At 36.5% G+C, this 21214-nt stretch carries 18 protein-coding genes; 12 read left to right on the forward strand and 6 right to left on the reverse strand.

The genetic code is table 11. The annotated features are described in order from the left end of the window. Positions 1-5 precede the first annotated feature (5 nt). From ACMA47_RS10155 to ACMA47_RS10170, 4 genes are all read right to left on the reverse strand, one after another. Entirely contained in the window at positions 6-866 is an 861-nt protein-coding gene (locus ACMA47_RS10155; RefSeq protein WP_413929698.1) for a hypothetical protein, read from the reverse strand. Between the two features lie 226 nt (positions 867-1092). Beyond that, entirely contained in the window at positions 1093-1368 is a 276-nt protein-coding gene (locus tag ACMA47_RS10160) for a hypothetical protein (RefSeq protein ID WP_413929699.1), read from the reverse strand. A 58-nt stretch (positions 1369-1426) separates the two neighbouring features. Then, the gene (locus ACMA47_RS10165) at positions 1427-2725 is read right to left on the reverse strand and encodes a DUF4113 domain-containing protein (RefSeq protein ID WP_413929700.1); all 1299 of its coding nucleotides are present in this window, start codon (positions 2723-2725) and stop codon (positions 1427-1429) included. A gap of 155 nt (positions 2726-2880) precedes the next feature. Beyond that, the gene (locus ACMA47_RS10170) at positions 2881-4464 is read right to left on the reverse strand and encodes a Na+/H+ antiporter (protein WP_413929701.1); all 1584 of its coding nucleotides are present in this window, start codon (positions 4462-4464) and stop codon (positions 2881-2883) included. A gap of 236 nt (positions 4465-4700) precedes the next feature. On the opposite strand from ACMA47_RS10170, the gene ACMA47_RS10175 reads away from it, so the two are divergent. From ACMA47_RS10175 to ACMA47_RS10225, 11 genes are all read left to right on the forward strand, one after another. Then, entirely contained in the window at positions 4701-5201 is a 501-nt protein-coding gene (locus ACMA47_RS10175; RefSeq protein WP_062673190.1) for a M15 family metallopeptidase, read from the forward strand. A gap of 190 nt (positions 5202-5391) precedes the next feature. Beyond that, on the forward strand, positions 5392-6429 hold the full coding sequence (locus ACMA47_RS10180; RefSeq protein WP_253315949.1) for a patatin-like phospholipase family protein: 1038 nt from the start codon (positions 5392-5394) through the stop codon (positions 6427-6429). A 157-nt stretch (positions 6430-6586) separates the two neighbouring features. Then, positions 6587-6835 (forward strand): hypothetical protein, encoded by a 249-nt coding sequence (locus ACMA47_RS10185; RefSeq protein ID WP_413929702.1) that lies wholly within the window; start codon positions 6587-6589, stop codon positions 6833-6835. A 227-nt stretch (positions 6836-7062) separates the two neighbouring features. Further along, complete coding sequence (locus ACMA47_RS10190; RefSeq protein WP_413929703.1) at positions 7063-7821, forward strand: leucine-rich repeat domain-containing protein; 759 nt, start codon at positions 7063-7065, stop codon at positions 7819-7821. A gap of 11 nt (positions 7822-7832) precedes the next feature. Beyond that, complete coding sequence (locus ACMA47_RS10195) at positions 7833-10007, forward strand: hypothetical protein (RefSeq protein ID WP_413929704.1); 2175 nt, start codon at positions 7833-7835, stop codon at positions 10005-10007. Between the two features lie 7 nt (positions 10008-10014). Then, positions 10015-13827, forward strand: a complete 3813-nt coding sequence (locus ACMA47_RS10200; RefSeq protein ID WP_413929705.1) for a hypothetical protein — start codon at positions 10015-10017, stop codon at positions 13825-13827. Positions 13828-13892: 65 nt separating this feature from the next. After that, the gene (locus tag ACMA47_RS10205) at positions 13893-16469 is read left to right on the forward strand and encodes a hypothetical protein (RefSeq protein ID WP_413929706.1); all 2577 of its coding nucleotides are present in this window, start codon (positions 13893-13895) and stop codon (positions 16467-16469) included. Between the two features lie 31 nt (positions 16470-16500). Beyond that, complete coding sequence (locus ACMA47_RS10210; protein WP_413929707.1) at positions 16501-16791, forward strand: hypothetical protein; 291 nt, start codon at positions 16501-16503, stop codon at positions 16789-16791. A 117-nt stretch (positions 16792-16908) separates the two neighbouring features. Then, positions 16909-17829 (forward strand): helix-turn-helix transcriptional regulator, encoded by a 921-nt coding sequence (locus tag ACMA47_RS10215; protein WP_034691697.1) that lies wholly within the window; start codon positions 16909-16911, stop codon positions 17827-17829. A 53-nt stretch (positions 17830-17882) separates the two neighbouring features. Further along, positions 17883-18500: a hypothetical protein gene (locus tag ACMA47_RS10220; RefSeq protein ID WP_413929708.1), complete on the forward strand. Its 618-nt coding sequence runs from the start codon at positions 17883-17885 to the stop codon at positions 18498-18500. Next, positions 18500-18931, forward strand: a complete 432-nt coding sequence (locus ACMA47_RS10225) for a nucleoside deaminase (RefSeq protein WP_413929709.1) — start codon at positions 18500-18502, stop codon at positions 18929-18931. Before ACMA47_RS10220 ends, ACMA47_RS10225 begins: the two co-directional genes overlap by 1 nt. A 108-nt stretch (positions 18932-19039) precedes the next feature. On the opposite strand, the gene ACMA47_RS10230 is transcribed toward ACMA47_RS10225, so the two are convergent. Both ACMA47_RS10230 and ACMA47_RS10235 read right to left on the reverse strand, forming a co-directional pair. Continuing rightward, complete coding sequence (locus tag ACMA47_RS10230) at positions 19040-19570, reverse strand: GNAT family N-acetyltransferase (protein ID WP_413929710.1); 531 nt, start codon at positions 19568-19570, stop codon at positions 19040-19042. Positions 19571-19636: 66 nt separating this feature from the next. Continuing rightward, positions 19637-20395 carry a type III pantothenate kinase gene (locus ACMA47_RS10235; protein WP_034691706.1) on the reverse strand — a complete coding sequence of 253 codons (759 nt, stop codon included), beginning with the start codon at positions 20393-20395 and terminating at the stop codon, positions 19637-19639. A 191-nt stretch (positions 20396-20586) separates the two neighbouring features. Here ACMA47_RS10235 and ACMA47_RS10240 point away from each other — a divergent pair, with 191 nt between their 5' ends. After that, positions 20587-21189, forward strand: coding sequence for a hypothetical protein (locus ACMA47_RS10240; RefSeq protein ID WP_413929711.1), 603 nt, complete (start codon positions 20587-20589; stop codon positions 21187-21189). Positions 21190-21214 lie beyond the last annotated feature (25 nt).

A 21214-nucleotide genomic window follows, 5' to 3' on the forward strand; every position in this document is an offset into this window, starting at 1 on the left:
ATGTGTTATTGTTCTAAAATAGAAAGATTTACAAAGCCATATTCATTGCTTGCAGAAGATGTATCTGTTCTCAGGCTCAGGTTTCCGTTATAAACAGACTGATAGATATAGGGTTGAAGCGTATCTCCTTTATTCAGCTGAACTCCGGCAACACACGATCCGGCCACCTGTGCCTGTTTTGAAATATTGGAGTAAGATTTCACACATTTCTTTACCGTAGTGTTTCCATTCACAACATATCTTGCTTCTGAAAAGTAGCCTGAAACGATAGGAATTCTTACAAAGTCATAGGTAAAAGAAATAAGATACACTCCGGTTCTTGGCGCTGTAAAAACGCCTGTTCCGGGAGTAAAATTCCCTGTTGGATCGGACACTTCCGTCCATCCCGCAACACCTGTAGAAAACTGATAAGGAATTTTTACCGCAAAGTTGGCTGCCTGAAGATTGGCAACAACTACTGCTTTGGTAGGGGAAGAAATAAGGTCCTGCCATATCACACCATCAGAATACTGCATTTTTCCACCATTCAGCGGATTATATCTTACAGCACCTCCACCTGCTGCTGAGGCGGTCTGGCTGGTCTCTCCTATTCCGATTGAGTTGTCTGAATTTGTTGCTGAACGGGTGTCTATTTTAACAGCTGGCGTTAAGGTTCCAATCCCTATTTCTCCGGCAGAAGTGACAGCAACATCATTGGCTATTTGGATAGAGGATGGAGCTCCGGATGAGGGATTATCTTTTGCTCCATCCACATGGAAAGTGGCTTGAGGGTTTGAAGTATTAATACCTACCTGCGCTTTTGAATAACTTATCGATAAGCACAAAGGAAACAGTATTCCCTTCATCAAAATACTTAGATTTTTCATGTAATTTGTGGTTTTAAAACGTGTACAATTCTTGGCCAAAGATAAATGTAAAAGCAGATCTCCTGCAACAGCCTTACATCTACCACAAATACATAATTAATTGACAAACAATGAAATAGCGCAATATTTTACATTATCAAAATACGGAATTTTACTATTTAAAATAAAATCGAAACCTTATTTCAATAGAAATTTTTAAGGAATTTATGTTTTTTGAAGAAAAATATTATTTCAGAAAAAATTGAATGTCATTAATAAGTTCATCGTATGATCTATTATCTTCCGATTTCAATATTGCTCCTGTTTCAAGTTCCTCAATAATGATATCATAGCTATTGGTTTTATAATAGTCGTATGCTGAAATATAGATAAGAACATTGCCCTTCTTCAGTCCTAAAGCTGTAGTATCTGCATCCCAATAATCCACAAATTCATACCCGGAAAGATCTTCCAGAGACAGTTTTTCTAATAAATTATTGATATCAGTACATTTATTTTCCATTCAATAAGAAATAATGAAAGCGGAAAATAAGCAAAGTTTTTTGAATTAAAAATAGGTTTTAATGAAATCTGAAGTTCGCTTCCGGTAATGTATTATTTTTCAAAAATGCCTCGTACTCCGGGGAGAGTTTTGCACGTCCAAAAGTATTTTCTCCACTCATACTTCCTAGGCGTACTTTATCTTTTCCAAATTTTCTGTTCATGGCATCCATAGCTTTCATCACAGGAAGATGCTGGTTTTGAATATCTTCTTCGAAAAGACCGATCTGTCTCTGATCTTCGGGAACAAAATCATTCACCATTACTCCTGCTCTCTTATAATGAAACCCTTCTCTGTAAATGGCCTCAAAAAGTTCATTGACCACTCTTCCGATCAGAATGGACGAATTGGTAGGATTTGAAAGAATTCTGGTCATTGCATTTTTGTATTCAGGTAAATCTTTTCTGAATCGGTTCGTTTGTACAAAAACGGTTATCATTTTACAGCAGGTATTCTGCTTTCTGAGTCTTTCCGAGCAATACATTCCAAAAGTTTCTACTCTTTCCCGTACTTCTTCTTTTTTTGTAAGCATCTGCATAAAGCTTCGGGTCACTGCGATAGATTTTTTAGGAGAAGGAGCATCCAGTTCCAGCTGACGAATTCCTCTCAATTCATGAATCATTCTTACGCCATGAATTCCCATCACTTTTCGAACCCACATTTCAGGTTTCTGAAGAAGATCCCACGCTTTATACACCCCACTATCGTTCATTTTGGCAGCAAGCCTTCTTCCAATTCCCCATACATCTCCTATGTTGAGCCATTTCAGAGCCTTTTCAATTTTCTCAGGAGTATCCAGAATATACACCCCTTTAAAATTATTCGGAAATTCTTTTACGATTCTGTTTGCCACTTTACATAATGTTTTGGTGGGCGCAATTCCTATACTTACCGGAATATTTTCTTTCTCATCAATTTCATTTCTGATCTTAAGGCAATATTCATACATATCAATATATTTAAATCCTGTCAAATCAAGAAAAAGCTCATCGATACTGTAAACCTCATGGTCAATGACATACGATTTGGCAATATTAATAACCTGCTGGCTTTTATAATTATACAGTTCAAATTTTGCAGAAAAACTTTTCACATCATGTTTCTGAAATAGCTCTTTGTACTTGAAAGCAGGAGCAGCCATAGGAATTCCAAGGTCTTTTGCTTCTTTACTTCTGGACACAACACATCCATCGTTGTTGGAAAGAACCACAACGGGTTTGCCTTCGAGATCAGGATCTAAAGTCCTTTCACAGGAAACAAAAAAATTGTTACAATCTACCAGAGCGTACATGACAATTGCATAGTAAAATCTATACAAAATTATAGTTTTTAAAGAATAAAATAATCTTTTAAGTCACAATTAACATCATATTTAACACTCTGAAAAACAAATGAATAAAATTTTATAATACGACATGTTTTGTCGCATTAGCGCTATAATTTTGTTTTCAAAAACAGAAATTATGGTATAGATCAAATCATTCTTAATCGTTCTTCCTCAAGGTCGAGCTGATAGAGCTGATGGCGGATAATTTCTTCGCTGACAGAAATATCTTTATTCAATTCTGAAAGAAACTGTCTCTGACTTTCCAGCATTTCAAAAAAGATATCTTTGGTCTTTTCATTCATCCATTCAGTATTATTGGTTTGAATCTTTTCTTCCCATTGTTTCAGCATTCTTTCTAATCCTGCATGGCTATTCAGTTCATTTTCATGCTTATTTTTAAGAAAATGGTAAACATGCTGTTTCAGTTGATGTTTTATTTCTTCCCTGGCCTTTTTATCTTTCTCTTCGTCGGTAAAATCATCAAATACATGTCCATATTTGATGAAGTATGGCAAGGTAAGTCCTTGTACAAGTAATGTAAGAAGAATCACCACGAAAGTAATGAAGAGGATAAGATTTCTGTTGGGAAAAGGAAGTCCGTTTTCAAGGGTAATCGGAATGGCAAGTGCAGCAGCCAATGAAACAACACCTCTCATCCCCGTCCATCCAAGCATCAAAGGCATCAACAGGCGTCTTCTTGCCGAAGAAGCACGGGGAGCGACACTTGGTCGGAAAATCAATGTAGCCAGCATAGCAGCATAAGAACTTATGATTCTGGCGGCAATCAGAATACCGGTCACCAGTACTCCATATTGAATGGCTATTCTCAAAGGAATTCCTTCTGACCGAAGCCCACCAACAATTTCAGGAAGTTCAAGTCCGATGATTAAGAAAACGATACCATTCAAAATAAATACAAAGCTCTGCCATACGCTATAGCCCATAATTCGGCTGGTACTGTTGAGAAATATCAATCGTTTGCCTGACATATACAAACCTCCGCAAACCACAGCTAAAACTCCGGAAGCATGAAACTGTTCTGCTATCCAATACATCAGATAAGGTTCAATAATCGTTAAAGCAATATCCGAAGAAGCTTCTGTAGGGAGCCTTTTATGAACCTGTACAAAGATCCATGCCAATAGTAAGCCAATTCCTGCTCCTCCGATGATCATCCATACAAAGTCTAATGAAGCTTCCTGCCATATAAATTGTCCGGTTCCTACAGCAATCAAAGCAAAACGAAATATAATTAATGAAGAAGCATCATTCAATAAACTTTCTCCTTCCAGAATGGCAGAAGTAGTGGACGGTATTTTTACAAATTTCATAATCGCTCCTGTACTTACGGCATCAGGCGGAGATACAATACCACCCAGCAAAAACCCGAGAGCAAGTGTAAATCCGGGAATAAAATAATTGGCAGTCACTGCCACTGCCAGCGCTGTAAAAAAGACTACTAAAAAGGCAAAACTTCCGATAATGCGCCACCATCGTTTCATTTCTTTAAAGGAAATAGACCACGCAGCTTCAAATAAAAGAGGAGGTAAAAATATAAAAAAGATAAGATCCGGATTGATCTTTACAACCGGAAGACCTGGTACAAAACTAACAAGCAGCCCGAATACAACGAGCAAAATAGGATAAGCAATTTTTAATTTTGTAGCCCACATATTGAGCAGTACAATGGCTGCCACCATGGCCAATAAAAAAGGTAGGATCGTATGCATTTACTATTGTGTTTTATCCATCATATTTACTACTTCTATTTGATTTTTAAAAATTTAAAAGCAATTTTTTCTCATTTTTTGGATGTACAGATGAGTTACTTGTTGCTAAATCTCTTTTCATATTATGTTTTTTGCCTAAGGCTGAATGTTATAGAATTTTAAACAAAATTTAAATAAAACACGTCAAGTTTCGTCGTCTCTGCGCTATACTTTTGTTCTATAACAAAATAAGAAATATGGACAAAGTAACCTTAGAAAGGATTCAGAAACTTCACCCGTTGGTAAGAGATGAAGTGAAGCAAATTATACAGGAATGTGACGAAGCCCTTACCGGAAGAGCTAAGATACGAATCACTCAGGGATTACGATCTTTTGAAGAGCAGGAAAAACTTTATGCCATCGGAAGAATTACTTCAGGAAAAAAGGTAACCAATGCAAAGGCAGGGCAAAGCATCCACAATTATGGACTTGCTGTAGACATCTGCCTGATGATTGATGGAAAAACAGCAAGTTGGGACACCGCAAAGGACTGGGACAATGACAAAGTTGCAGACTGGTACGAGTGTGTAAAAATTTTTGCCCGTCACGGCTGGGACTGGGGTGGAAACTGGAAAACATTTAAAGACCTTCCCCACTTCGAAAAAAAGAATATCCCCTCTAAAAAAGGTCCTGTAAAAACCAGTTGGAGAACTCTTTTGAAGATGCCAAAAGACCAGCAGAATTACGTTATTTTTTAGTATCATTTATTTGAAATTAAATATAATACGACATGTTCTGTCGCCTCCTCAGACTACCTTTGCTTTATAAGAAAACAACAAAAAAGCAATGAAATCTCAATATGGAATCTCAACATTTTATGACTACTCAATGAGGTTCTGTAGATTTAAGATTGCATGTGTCCTTTTAACAAACCATTAAAAATATCACATGAAAAAGACAACCATTCTTTCTTTGGACGGAGGTGGAATAAGGGGAATTGTAACCTGCATTATTCTGCGTTACATAGAAGAGCAGCTTCAGTATTATGATAAGCCGACTGCCAAGCTCGGAGATTATTTTGATCTGGTAGCGGGCAGCAGTACCGGCGGTCTGATTGCTTCTATTATTCTCTCTCCTGATGAAACCCGAAAAGCAAAATATTCCATTCAAAAAGGGCTGGAATTATATGCTGAAAAGGGCGGCGACATCTTCCAGGTTTCCTTTTGGGAAAAGCTGGTCAATCCATTCGGATTATTGAATGAAAGAATTTCTCAGGAAGCTCTTGAAAAAAACTTAAATGATTTCTTTGGAAATTTAGAATTAAAAGAATTAATAAAACCATGTTTAATAACAAGTTATGACATAGAGAACAGAAGAGCAAAACTTTTCAACTCGTGGAAAGCCAACCTCAGCACAGATAATTTCTATGTAAGAGATATCTGCAGAGCTACTTCAGCAGCTCCTACGTATTTTAGTCCTGTTCAGATTAAATCCATGTATGGCCAGATTTTCAGCTTGATTGATGGAGGAATGTTTGCTAATAATCCAGCGCTTTGTGCTTATGCAGAGGCAAGAAAGATTCCTTTCGCAGAAGTTTTAAAAAACCATCAGAAAGCCAATCACCCAAGCGTAAATGATATGATCATTGTCTCTATCGGAACAGGAATTGAAGCAAGACCTTATTCTTTTAAAAAACTGGAAAAAGCTGGAAAAATTGGCTGGGTAAGTCCAATCGTTGACATTTTGATGTCTGCCAACGCAGAAACAGTGGATTATCAACTGGAACAGATGTTTCAGACACTGGGACTTAGAAATCAAAAAAACTATTACCGTTTGAATCCTTCACTGAAAAATGCGTCTCCCGCAATGGATAATGTAAGAAGATCAAATATTGAGAATCTGATACAAGCCGGATTGAGCTATATTGATGATCACAGAGAAACTTTGAACCAGATTGTTCAAAAACTCATCAAAAATAAAATATAAGCTTTTTGCCTTATAAACCCCTCATATAAGCTATTAAGATTATATTTAAAAATTAAAAAATCTTTTTAAAACACGTCAAGTTTTGTCGCTTTGCCCCACTACCTTTGGAGTATAAGAAAGACACAAAACAATAATCCTAAAAAACTTTTAAAAGCCTTTGAATTCGACATTCTCCTATGCTGAACAGCCTGAAATATGTTCAAAAAAATATAACCAACACCTTACCCCACAAAACATGGAAACACCAGATCACAATACCGATATACTCTTCAATGAAGATCTCTATACGATAGAATGGAGCGATATCGAAAATGCTGAGATGGACTATGAAAACTATCTCATTGACATTGAAAACTTCTTCAGGGAAGATTTTGAAAAAGGAATACTCGAAGAAGATATTTTTTAAATAAAAACTAATACACGACAAGTTCTGGCGCTGTTCAACATTACTTTTGAAATCTCTATAATAACCGTACAGCAATCTCATTAAACATTCTCAATTCCTTTGAATTCACCATTCACAAAATGCTGAACAGCCAGAACTATGTCTGAAAAATATAACACAAAAGTGAGCCTATCCTATAAACGGAAAGATCACAGCACTCAATTTATAAACCCATCACATAACGTTTTATGAAAACAAAAGAAGAATTAAAACTCTATTTTGAAAATGGAGATATCCCAAAACAGGAAGATTTTTGGGAATGGCAGGACTCGTACTGGCATAAAGATGAAAAAATCGATATGCAGAAAGTTACAGGCCTTGAGAATGGAACATTCAACGTGCTCTATGCTGAAATGGATGATGATAAAAATGCCTCACTGGCATTCTTTATGAGAAGAACAATCATTATAAAACCAGGAACATTAAGTATTCCAAAAAACTTTACCGGAGGCTTAATCATTACAGAATTACAAATTCCGGATTCGGTGGTAAGTATTCAGGAAAGTGCATTTTCAGGAGGTGGCTTAACAACTCTTGAGATCCCTGCCAGCGTAACAGATATCCAAAGTTGGGCATTTTACGGCAACAAACTGACTTCATTATATATTCCTGACAGTGTTACCAACATCGGTATTCAAACATTCGCAGGAAATAGTTTGAAAGAAGTGCGTCTACCAAAAGGAATAAAGGATATCAAATTAGGCACATTTGCTTCTAACAAGCTTCAGTCCATCATCATCCCGGATGGAGTAACAGAAATTAAATCTGATGCTTTTGTCAATAATCAACTTACCTCGGTAACTATTCCCGGCAGTGTCCTTACTATTGAAAACAATGCTTTCAGAGATAACCAGCTTACAAAAGTAACATTAGGTCCTGATACAGCCTATTCTCCTTATTCTTTTGACAGCACAGTGGAAATCGTAGGAGGAAAACTGATCAATTAAACATTAAACAAATGAAAACAAAACAAGAATTAAAAAAATATTTCGAAAACGGAGATATTCCAGTACAGGAAGAATTCTGGGAGTGGCATGATTCCTATTGGCACAAAGATGAAAAGATTCCTGCAGATCAATTAGATTATGACCTCTCTCAAAAAGCAGATGTAAATGCATCCAATCTAAGCCCGCAGAATGCTCAGCTTTGGAAAGAAAAGATTGAAACGCAAACAACAATTCAGGCTCCACAGTTGAATGGAAATATCTTAACTGTTTTCTATACAGGTGAGAATGGTGTCCAGCAAAGTAAATCTGTAGATTTAAGCAGTTTGGTAACCCACGATATCAGTATTGAGAATGCAGTATATGATGCCTCTCAGAATATTATTACGATTACACAAAATGACGGATCGGCTTTTCAAATCAATCTCTCGGAATTCAGCATTATTCCTACAACCAATGCTGATGGAAGTGTTACCTTATCACAGGAAGGGCAGGAAAAAGTCACTGTAAAAAAAGTGGCTGTAACAGGCAGTTACAATGATCTTTCCGATAAACCGACTTTTAGCGGGAATGATAATTTACAAAATGTTATTGACAGAGGAAACGGAACAACCAAGCCTATTATTTTCCAACCAGCCCAGGGCAGAGCAGGTGAAATAAACTTCAGTCCTACAACGTATTCTTTATGGTTTGGAAATATGAATACGGATCATACCGGACTATATGGAATCGGAATCGGTTATAACACATTGCCAAAATTAACAACCGGCCAAAGTGCTATTGCTATTGGAGGTTTTGCAGGAGCAAACTTAACAACCGGAGACTGGAATACTTTTGTTGGGGTAAATAGTGGCTCACTTTTAACAACCGGAAGTTACAATGTAATGGTTGGGACTGAATCCGGTAAAAATTCAACAACAGCACTCGGATGTACTTATGTTGGAGATGAAGCAGCGGTTAAAAATATTGATGGCAAGTATAACACTGCTTTAGGAGTAGGAGCCGGATATTGGCTTACTCACGGGGTTCAAAATACATTCCTTGGAGCGTATGCCGGACAGATTCATGGAAAAGCAACGACCTCAGGCGCATGGGGTTCCAATACTTTTATTGGATATAATGCAGCCTCTACTACTCATGCTATGGGTGTTTGGGGTGATAACAATGTTGTTATCGGCTGTAATGCCCCGTTAGGAGGTTCAACATTCAATAAACTGGTTATTGAATCTAATCCGGTAGCAAGACGTCATGATTTTGTAACCCCTTTAATTGGTGGAGACTTTGCTGCAAGAACATTAGATTTTGATGCTGTAATCAGTGCTAAAAGAACACCACAGGCTGATAATACTTATACAAAAGTAGCTGTTCTAAATTCCGGTAATGTTTTCGGATATAAAAATTTATCAGACTTCACCGATTTCATTCCATTAACAGGAACGGGAGCCGGAGCTCTGGTGACAGGCAATATCCAATTTACAGATGAAGATCCAGAAGAGAGAGTCATTTACAGAACGAATGAACTTGATGGAGTAAAAAATGTTCTCGGATTATTTTCTGAATCCGCTATGATGTCCTCTGGCAATTTGGATGGAACCAATGCCTCCAGTGTCTCCGTAAGTAAAGAAAATGGTGTTTTTGCTTATGGACATGGCTCGCGTTTGATGCTAAGTGACGTAGGTGCTGCTTTAAGACAGACAAACGGAGGAGGGGTAAAAGGAATTTTTGCAAGCCCCAATATAGATGAACCTGTCCTTATAGAGCATGAAACAACAAATCCCAGAGGATTAAGTTCTAAAACTTATTTTGGAGATAATGCTCAGGAGAATGATTACATCCAGAAACAATATGCAGATAAACAGCACTCTTACAGCACCAAAGAAGAGCTAACAGGTGGAAAATGGATCAACGGTAAGCCTGTTTATAAAAAAACCTTGTATCTGGATCAGATTCCCAGAACAGGTGAAATTGATCTGAAGGCTGAATTCCCGGATCTTGAAACCATCATCTCCAATGAAATGTTTACAGAATGGTATGATCTTAAAACCGCATTTGCAGGTAATCAGTGGCGAACAAAAGTCTACATCACTATTGAAAGAGAAAGAGCAATTATTGAACTGTTGAATATGCCTGATTATGATTATTCTCTTATCAATTCGTTTACTCTAACCCTTGAATACACCAAAAAATAAGAACAAAATGCCAACAAACAATACATCAACAGCAAAATCCGCATTTACCGTCGGAAAATCCTTAGTAGGAGAAGGAATTATTAATTATAAAGAAACAAACCCTATGAATACAACCAATAACGCATCACAATCACTTTTCAGATTTGTAAGTCTGAGAAACCCACAATTAACAGAAACTAAAGATAAAAACTTAGGATTTATCCATAGACCTAAGGGAGTAACGGGTATTTTTGATACAGCAGTAGCGGGAAGACCTGCCAAAACGTTAAAATTTGCTGCAATGAAAAGGGTTGCCGGTGAGTTTAACAATGTTGGATTCGAAAGCGAGAAGAACATCGAAGAAGGTGCATTTAAAAATCTTTTGGTAATTGGAAGAAAGCTTTCTAAAAAAGAAACATTAGAGAGTGCCGACTGGGCTTTCGTTACAGACTATTACAAAAGTCTTATTAACACTAACAGACAGTTAAATACAGAAGGAATTGCTATATTTTCCCAGCTTTGGAATAATTATATTCATCAAATCGTTACCCAGGGAGATTTCTATATTAAAGAAGCAATCAGCCACGTTCTAATGGCTATTCAGCTAGGTTTTGCCAGCAATCAGGACCTTACGGATCAGGAAATCATCAAGATTAATGGAGAAAAGCCATTAGAAAAAGCATTGGATGGGAAAATTATTCTACCAACCATTCTATTTTCAGAAGATATTGAAGAGGTTTCTTCAGTTTCTGCAAGAGCGGCTGAAGGTTCGGAACCAGCTTTGGGTGCAAGAACAATCCAAAGATTAGAAGCAGAAGCAAGAGCTTCTTTTGTATCCAGCAAAGCGATCCACAGAAAAGAATCATTGAACAAACTGAATTCCGAACTGGAAAAACTTCAGAAAAAATTTCATAAATCCAGACATCAGGCATACCAGGATGCGTATTCAAGATATATGGAAGAAAACAAAGAACGATTAGAACTCTATGACAGAAAATTGGCTGAAGTAGACAGCAAAATCACTCCGGACATGTCTGAGGAAGAAAAAGAACGTCTTTATAGCACTTTAAAAGAATATGAAGTTGCTCCGTTTGTATTTACGTACAAAAATGAAATCAATCTAGAAGATTTGCAGGCAAAGCTTTCTCCGGAATCTTTCGACCTTTTTGTTGAACTTTTCGGAGAGTCTACAACCGGATTGGCTTCTCTGGCAGAAGAAACAGAAAATCTTCAGATTCTTTCAGATAACACGTTGAGAATGGGTGCACAAACCATTACTCTTGATGACGAGATAGAAAGCTATGCGGATGCTTTACTTGTTGTAAAAAGCAATATTTCTTCTTCTATGGAAACGGCTCTTCAAAACAGTCCTCTTCCAGAGCAACAGTATGCGAATATCGGTGGAGCCTCAATTCCTCTTATTCAAAATACAGCCAGAACACCAATGGCATACAGCTTATATGCACATAGCTCTTATAGGGTCTCTGGTAGCAGAGGATTTGTTAATTTTTCTTTTGAAGTCGAAGATGTTTCATGGAGTGTTGCTAATGCTAAAATTACAGCCACAACAGATGCTGCCGGAACTTTTGAAGAAAACTACAGCAATATTCCTGTGGTAGATAATAAGATTACATTACCTGCAGCTTTGGTAGATAGATTCAGAGGCAGTTTTAGTTTCAAAATAGAAATCATTTTTGATAACGGAAGCGTAGCTTATGGAGAGATTGCTACACAATATCCAAAAGAAGATCTGAACCTTACAGGAATGCTTACATTGAAACGTGCAGCAGTTGAAAACCCAGGTACGCCTGAGCCAGGTACCATCCAAAAACGTAAAAATTTCGGGATCAAAAGACTTGGAGTAGCCGATTATATGAAAGTAGTACAAAGTGTTCATGCTTACGTTCCAGGAGAGGTTTCCAATATTGAGAACGTTATGGCAAGTGAATTAAGACACAAATCTTCGGTTTCCAGAGAATATTCTGAAGTTACTGACACTACATCCAAGTCTCAGGAAACAGAGAAGATGTCAGACACTTCCAAAACCTCCAGAACAGATATGCAAACTGAAGTTGCTAAAGAAATTGAGAAGCAGCAAAGTATTTCTGCCTACACAAGATTCAGCTATGGAAATGACAGTGCAATGAAGTTTGAAATTGGAGCAGACTATGCCAATAATACGGCACAACACGACAGCACAAGACAAGCTGTAATGAAATCTCAGGAAATCACAGAAAGAGCAATGGAAAGAGTTCTTACTAAAATTTCAGAAGAAAGAGTACAGAAAATCATCAAGGAATATACGGAAACCAATGTTCATGAATATGATAACAGAGGAAAAATCACCAACACTGATAACGCTGAAGCAGCACAGCCTAAGCATATTACCGGAGTTTACAGATGGATCGACAAGAAAATGAAAAATCAGATCTACAACTATGGTAAACGTACCATGTTTGAATTTATGGTTCCTGAACCTTCAAGATTACACCGCTTAGCTCTTACTGTTGCCAAAGCTCAGGTACTTAAAGCTCCTGTAGATCCTAGAAAAGCACCGGAACCATGGTTAATGGCAGATCCAAAATCTGCAACTATTGTACAGATCCAGCATTGGGCTCAGGAATATGGAGTCACTTTAGAAGCATTCCCGGAAGCAACCAAACAGGTTATTCATACAGCTTCTAGTGTTCCTCAGACAAATGATGATTTTGGAATTGATCACACCCAGTTTACCATTCCGGATAACTATGCCGGAAAAAATGCAAGCTTCAACTGCGTATCAACAAGAAACAGAGGTGGCGGATGGTCAGGATCACGTTATTCTGAAGTCCTCTTCTCTAACTTAAAAGGAGATATGATTGGCCGTTCTGAACGTGGTGGAGATCTTGTTTTTAGCGAAGGATCATCCGGTTTCAATATCACAGGTAATGTAACTTTCCAGGTGAAAGGACACAACGTAAGAAGTTATACCATCAAAGTAGTTGTGAATTGTGAACTAAGTGATGCTTTTATCAATAAATGGAAAACAGATAGTTTTAACGATATTATTAAAGCATACGAAGCTGCCTATGCCAAATTCCAGGAAGATCAGGCAAGACTGGACGCAGAGCAAAAAGAAAAGGAAGCACAGCTTAAAGAAAGACAGGATACTTTCTATCGTTATATGGAGCATGATGTCTTAAAGCACAACTGTATTGCTTATTTGTTACAGGACTACCTTTATACATTAGGCCAGGAAACAACCAACGGTGCTGATGAGAAAACAACCATGGATAATTTCCAGGTATACCTGAATGAAAATCTGGACAGATACACAGCCCTTGCCAAGTTTATGGAACAGGCTTTCGAATGGGAAATCATGGATTACACCTTCTACCCATATTATTGGGCCAACCGTAAGAGCTGGCAGGAATTCTACATAAGTGAAAGTATGGATCCTTTATTCAGAAGCTTCCTACAGGCAGGTATGGCAAGAATTATCGTTACCGTAAAACCAGGTTTCGAAGCAGCCGTTCAGTTCTTCCTTGAAACAGGAATAATCTGGAATGGCGGTTCTGTTCCGGTAATCGGAGATCCAATGTACATGAGTATCGTGGACGAAATGAGACAGCCAACCGGAGAACCTCAAGGTAAATACTGGATTACCAGAATCCCTACTACATTGACGATCCTTCAGGATAAATCTACAGGACTTCCAGTAAATCAGCCATTACCGATTTTCCCGGAAAATGATCCTAAGAATTGTGAAAACCCATCAGAGTTGGAATTTGAAACAAGTTTCAGATTAGATGAACAAGCACAATTACAGCATGGAGAAAAAGACACCAGTACTTTAGGTTAATATTTATTCAATAAAATGGCGGTTAATCCGCCATTTTATTTCTCATAACATTAAAAACTAAAAAGATGAGCACAATAAAAGCATTAAAAGTTCCAAAAATACAGGATATTTCCTCTCCATCTCAAGTCATAAAAGCTATTCCTCCGCTAGGGCTACCCAAAAAAAAATCTGGTAAATATTCAGAAGATTTTTATGGATTAGAAAGAAATGAAAAAATTGATTTTTCCAGGATAGTTAAATACTTGAAGACAGGTATAGAAGAACCTTTAGACTGGAATACCTTTATTGCCCCAACAAAAATAATTAATGAAAGTGTTGTAATTGGTACAGATGGTGTGGTTGATGTAGAGAGAAAAGTTAATGAGACAATTCCTTTTTCTTATATCAACTCTTATAAACAGAAAATTACAACATCGATTAGCTGTGGTATCAATAGAAAAATAGATAATATTGATAATACAATATCAATATCTTTTCAAATTGACAGCAACCAGGAACAAATAAAGTGTAAGGCAGCATACTTTTATAAAAATACAGAACAGTATCGGAATTCCGTACAATCAACAACTTCAGAAAATGCATTTAGCATTAATGATAAATATGTTGGCATCATGCTTTTCAGTGAAAACATTACGGATATATATTACTTAATCAAAGAAATCCAAGGAGATACCCCTGAATGGTTCCAACAATTAATTAACAACAAATATATTCCATTAATTGAAAGGTGTACAGATATTAAACAACTTATTTGGTTATATGAAAACGCCCCTGATTTCACATTATCCAGCTTAAAACCTGAAGTTTTATGGAAAAACATTTGTTCTTTTTATAGCTATGATGTAAACGGTTTTTTCAGTTTTGTAAGAGATGCTAGTCCTGCGTTAATGAAAGCATTATTTGCATTTAACACTCCTCAACGAATCTCATTTTTGATGCAACAGTTCAATAAAAACCAAAGTTTTGTAGTTAACCTCTATCATGCTTTGGATGATGAGATAGCTTTTATGGGACAGGAGGTTCCTTGTAAAATGGCCTTTATAAGTATCATTAATTCATTCTCTCATATCGCAAAAGATAGCTTCACTTTTACTAATCATCTTTTTTCAGTTGGGAAAAAATCTTTTGTAAGTCTGGAAAAAATAGAGTCCAATCTAAAAGAGGACAAAAACAAATACTATGTTCAACAAAAATATATTACAGACGAACAGTTAATAGATACTGGAAGTGTTATCATGGATATTGGTAGTAACACCATTACAACAAGAGTAATAAAACTAAATCCACTAGATATTGTTATTGTGATAGAAGAAGAAACTCAAAGTCTCTTATTTGTACCTGCATTGTTTCTCTATGATAAACAGCATCAGAAAAATATGGAAGGACTGGCCAGTGCAATCAGAATTGGAATAAACATGCTGGCGATTGCATTAGCTGTAGAAACTCTTGGAACAAGTTTATTAGCTGCTGAAGGAGCCAGCTCCATTACATTTTGGGGAATGTTAGTCGCTGTAGACGGAGCTATCGCTTTAGGAGATTTGGGAATTCAATTAGCCAAAGACAACCTAACGAAAGAATTTCTGGATATATGGGAGAAAATTTATAAAACAGCAGGTTATGCAACAGCTACAACAGCCGTAGTACAACAATTATACAAAATAGGAGGAAAGATATTAGCCGAAGAAACCAGAGCAGAAGTAAAGAATTTTGTAATGAGCTGCATGGTAAAAGTTATGCTAGAAAGAGAAATTTCGAACTTTACCAAAAATACATTTAAGGTACTCCTGACAAACAAGGAATTAATAGATGCAACAAGAGGTCTTGTAAACGAAGCTAAATCAAAAATGCTAAATAAATATGGCATGTTCCTTATAGAAGGACAGTTCAAGACTCAAAGAATTGTAAAAAATAAGGTTGTAGAAGAAGTTAATAACGAGATTGCTATAGTATATAAAGGTGAAATAATTACAAGAGCTCAAAAATCCGAGTTTTATAAAGAGGCCAACAAGCTATTGAAGCACCTTAATAACCCAAAGGAATTTATTAAAGCAGCTGAAGAACTTCTTACATATGGTAAAATATATCCTACAAGTAATTTAAAAGATTTACTTACTGAAGCAGAAGCTTATAATAAATATGGGGATTGGGGTAGAAGCCTCGTAGAAAAGGTGAATATAGATGCTGCCAAAATCCTTTCTACTTTCGATGCTGGTGTTATTTTTGAAAAAACAATGATAAGTGGTTTCATTTATGTAAAAAATGGAATAAGGTATATTTCAACTGAAACCAATTTTTTGAAAGCAGAAATAGGAAAAGGAAAAGGTGAAGTATATAAAAACTTCATTGATAATATCCACCCTACTCTTAAAATAAGGTTAGAAAAGCATATTGCCCGTTTAAAAATGAAAGGGGTTCCTGCTGAAGAAATTGACATATTAAGGGCTGGTGCAATGGGGTCTCATGGAGAGATCAGAGCATTAGATAGGCTGTTAACTACTATTGATCCTGAAGGAAAACTGGGAGAAGCAGTCTTTCATGATATTATCGGATACAACAGATATTTAAGAATTCCCGATAAATTACAACCTCCATGTGTCCATTGTTATTATTTAACCTCAGGAATTAGATTCATGGGATTTTAATAAATTTGTTTAATACATTAATCGAATAATCATGGCATTAAAAATAAAAGAAAGTGAGTTAACATGTAACCGTTTAGATGGCGGTGGAGTTCCTATATATTATCACAATGGCAGCCCTTTTACAGGTGTTGTTTTACGGTACTATGACACCGGCGAACTTTTTTGCGAAGAGGAATATAAAGACGGCTATCAGGAAGGATGGTTCAGATCTTATCATAAAAACGGTAAAAAATATACAGAATATAAAGCCCATAACAACGTAGAATACGACGGAACTTATAAAAAATGGGATGAAAATGGTAATTTGACTGCATCCTTCTAATAAGAATATAATAGATAAAAAATAAAACACGACATGTTTTGTCGCATTAACCGCATATATTTGTCTTATAAAACTTTACCATGAATGCAGCGTTGCTGCACCCTAAAAAATAGAGAAATGAAGAAAGATTTTTATCTGACAAGATATGCCTTAATAATTAAAAGATTAGAAAGTTCTCCTGCTACGTATTCCCAGCTGGAGGACTATCTTTTAAACTCTTTTGAATTCCAGGATGCAGGAATCAAGAGCTACTCTATCCGTACCCTGCAGAGGGATATCCGGGAGATTTCCGATCTTTTTAATCTCTCTATTCATAACAAAAAAAAGGGTGACAACCGATATTATATTGAGAGCCGCCCCATCATGGAAGTGGACGAATACAACCAAAAACTACTCGAATCTTTTCAGGTAAGTAACGCCATGAATACCCACCCGGATTTTTCAGATTTTATCTTTTTTGAAAGTCGAAAACCCACTGGTGTAGAACATTTTTATGATCTGTTCTTCGCTATCAGGAATAAAAGAGTGGTAAGTTTTGAACACTACAATTACAAGAATAAACTGATGACCTCCAGAAAAGTTCATCCTTTGGCTTTAAAAGAATCTAAAGACCGATGGTATCTTATTGCCATTGATACAAAAGATAAAGTTTTAAAATCATTTGGGTTGGACAGAATCAACTATCTGGATGTAGCCAAAAATCAGTTCAGGGAGAAGTACAAATACAACTTCAGGGAGCATTTCAAAAATGCATTCGGAGTGATGAACCTTGCGGAACAGAAACCACAGAACATTGTATTGAAATGCAGCCGCCATCAGGGAGAATACATTAGAAGTTTCCCTCTTCATCAATCTCAGAAAGAAACCAAAGAAACGCCGGAAGAGATCTATTTTGAGTTCTTCCTCCACCCTACTTATGATTTCATGCAGGAAATTCTTTCATTCGGAAAAGAAGTAACTGTTCTGGAACCGAAAGGTTTAGTTGATGACATTCGCAATCATTTGCAGGAATCTTTGAACCGTTATCTTGAAAGCTGATCATAAGCACTAAATTTCATATTTTTTGTTATATTTACATAAATATACCCTTATTGAAAACTTTATTCATTGGCATCAGCTGCTTTATCTCTTCCTTTTTTCTTGCTCAGCAGAAAGAAGAGTTCAGACTTGTGAAGAGCTACTATAACCAGCACAGAAATATGCTGAATAAAGAGTTCAAAAAGAAATTTGATGCAGAATCCAATACAGTCAAAAAAGCTGCTATAAAAGGAGATTTTCTTTTTTTCATGAAAAAAATGGACAGCATTGAAAATAATGCTCTGATTGGAGCTTTATTAAAAGTCAGAAACCTTGAAGATCTACAGACCATCAAAAATCCCAGATTTACCTCATCTGAAAAATTTTCAGAGGCAGAAAAAATTGCAGATTATCCCGGTGGAATTAATTCTTTGAGACAGGAAGTAGCCAATCTTTTGTATGTTGACGGGGTCTATTCTGAAGAAAAAATGATAAAAACCGATGTTGCCTTTATTGTTGAGAAAGATGGAACTGTCAGCAATGTTCATGCACAAGGAAATAATTTCACTTTCAACAGACAGGCAGAAATTGCATTATACTCTCTGGCAGAAAAGTTTTCTCCTGCAATACTGAAAGGCGGCCCTACCATTTATCATTTCAGACTTCCTTTAACTTTAACAATAACGGACTAATGTTTACCGACGAATATTATATGAAAATGGCGCTGCAGGAAGCAGAAATCGCTTTAGAAAAAGATGAGGTTCCTATAGGATGTGTGGTAGTCTCCAACAACAGAATTATTGCAAGAGCTCATAATCTCACAGAAACATTAAATGATGTGACCGCCCATGCAGAAATGCAGGCCATCACCTCAGCAGCTAATTTCCTTGGAGGAAAATACCTAAAAGACTGTACACTTTATGTAACGATGGAACCTTGTGTGATGTGCTCAGGCGCACTTTCATGGTCTCAAATCTCAAAAGTAGTGATTGGAGCACGGGATGAGCAAAGAGGTTTTATCAACAAACATCTTTCTCTACATCCTAAAACAGAAATTGTCACAGGAATTATGGAAGCCGAATGTTCTTCTATCGTTAAAGACTTTTTTAAAAGTAAAAGATAATCCTGACCCATCCAAAAAATCAAGTGTATTTGGGCTGAAATAATAACATATAAAAAGCCAGAGGATAATTTTCTCTGGCTTTTGTTTTTATAGATAGTACTATTTTTTCTAATCCGTTTTCAAAATACAATACCTCACAATATCAAAATATTCTCCGTCTTTCTTCATTTCCTGCTTTAACACAGCTTCCTGTTCCATTCCTATTTTTTCCATTATTCTTCCTGAAGCCGGATTGTGAAGGAAATGAGTAGCAAAAATTTTGTTAAACCTCATCTCATTAAGACCAAAATCTACAATTGCTTTTGCAGCTTCAGTAACGTATCCTTTATTCCAGTAAGGGATTCCTATCCAATACCCAAGTTCAGCTTTATCATCATCCCTGTCATGCAGCCCGATAGCTCCTATGATTTGACCTTCCTTATTCCGGATTGCAAAAGTATATCCGGTATTGGTATCAAAAGCTTCTTTTGACATTTTCAACCAGGATCTGGCATCATTTTCCACATACGGATAAGGAATATTGGAGGTAAGATCAGAAAAAATTCTATGCTGAAGATATCCAACAATAAAAGGAACATCTCTTTCTTCCAGCTGTGAAAGAATAAGTCTTTCTGTTTCTATTACAGGAAACTTGTTCATTGTATTAAAATTAAGGTTGAGGTAAAGAGTAAGATATTAGATTCGACCTGACTTCTACTCTTTAATTTATAAATCTTTCCCAAGGAAATAAAGACCTTTCAAGGTGTGAAGCCTGTCCATCACATGTATCTTATCAGTCAGAGGTTTATAGACATGGGAAACACCTCCTGTTGCTACTACAAAACAATCGTCGTTCACTTCCTCATTGATGCGGGTTACAAAACCTTCTACCATGCCGAGAAAGCCATATACCATACCACTTTGCATACAGGTCACCGTATCCAATCCCAAAACAGATTTCGGTTTCTTCAGTTCAATATCCGGAAGCTGCGCCGTCTGGTTAATTAATGAATTCAGAGAAGTCACAATTCCCGGAGCGATAATTACTCCTAAAGTCTCCCCTGTTTCTGCCACACAGCTTGCAGTAAGTGCTGTTCCGAAATCTATGACAATCTTCTTTCTATTCGGGTACAAATTGTGTGCAGCGACCAGGTTTGCATAGATATCCGTTCCCATCTGCTTAGATTTTGCCTGTACTCCGGAAGGCGTTGACCTATCAACAATTACAGGAGTCGTCCCGTGAATTTTTTTGATTCCTGAGCTCATTACTTTGGTAAGCTGAGGTACTACGGATCCTATAATCACCTTATCAATCTCTTTGGGATCAATTTTATAGGTCTGATATAGCATCAGCATCTGTACATAAAGTTCATCTGCCGTTCTGTAAGGCTTTGTATTGATTACCCACGAAATATCACAATTATCCCCATTGAAAAGACCAAATCTGATATTGCTGTTTCCTACATTTATTACAATTGAATTCATTGACATATTTTTCAGAAGAAATTCATGATATATAATTGAAATTTCCGCTTAATTTTGAGGCAATAAATTTAATAATTTTAAGAAAAAGAACCTGTCATTATCAAACTAAATTACAATGGCTCACTTATTTTTTCTTTCCTGGGAACAAATCTGTATATTTAATTTCACAATACAATCATTCAAAACATATCATGAAAAAACTGATCCTTGGTACTTTACTATGCCTTAGCGTCTCCATTTTTGCACAATCCGACAATTCAATGGCAAGCATTTTACAAAAAATAAAGAGTCAGTCAAAAATTGACACTAAGGATAAGATGGTATATGATCTGATGGATGAGTTTTATCAAAAAAATCTTCAGGCAGATAGTGATGAAGTGACGCCCGAGTTTACACAAAAATTTCAAAAAGCAGTTTCTGATCCGGGTACCAAAAATATACATCTGCTTTATCTTTTTCTGATGTATCAGCAGCATATCAGCCAGGCAGTAGCAGAAGGAAAAAGTCCCAATCCTGTGTTTCAGATAGAAACTATGCACCTTCTGGAAAGTGAAACAAAAGAAGTATATGGAAAACTCCCGGCAATCATTCACATTTTTAAAGCAGAGGCCTTAGATAGCGGCTCAAAAAAAGAAGAAGCACAAATTACGATTGCAAACGGCTTAAAAGAATATCCCGATTCTATTCCTTTAAAAGTTTACAGTTATTTAAATACCAAAGATGAAGCCTTAAGGCAGGACCTTATCAAAAATCATCCCCATCACTGGATGGTGCAGCAATTTGGAATAAAATAAAAAATCCACAGACTTATCTGTGGAT

Origin of the sequence: Chryseobacterium sp. T20, assembly GCF_047345655.1 — a bacterium.
Lineage (GTDB): Bacteria > Bacteroidota > Bacteroidia > Flavobacteriales > Weeksellaceae > Chryseobacterium.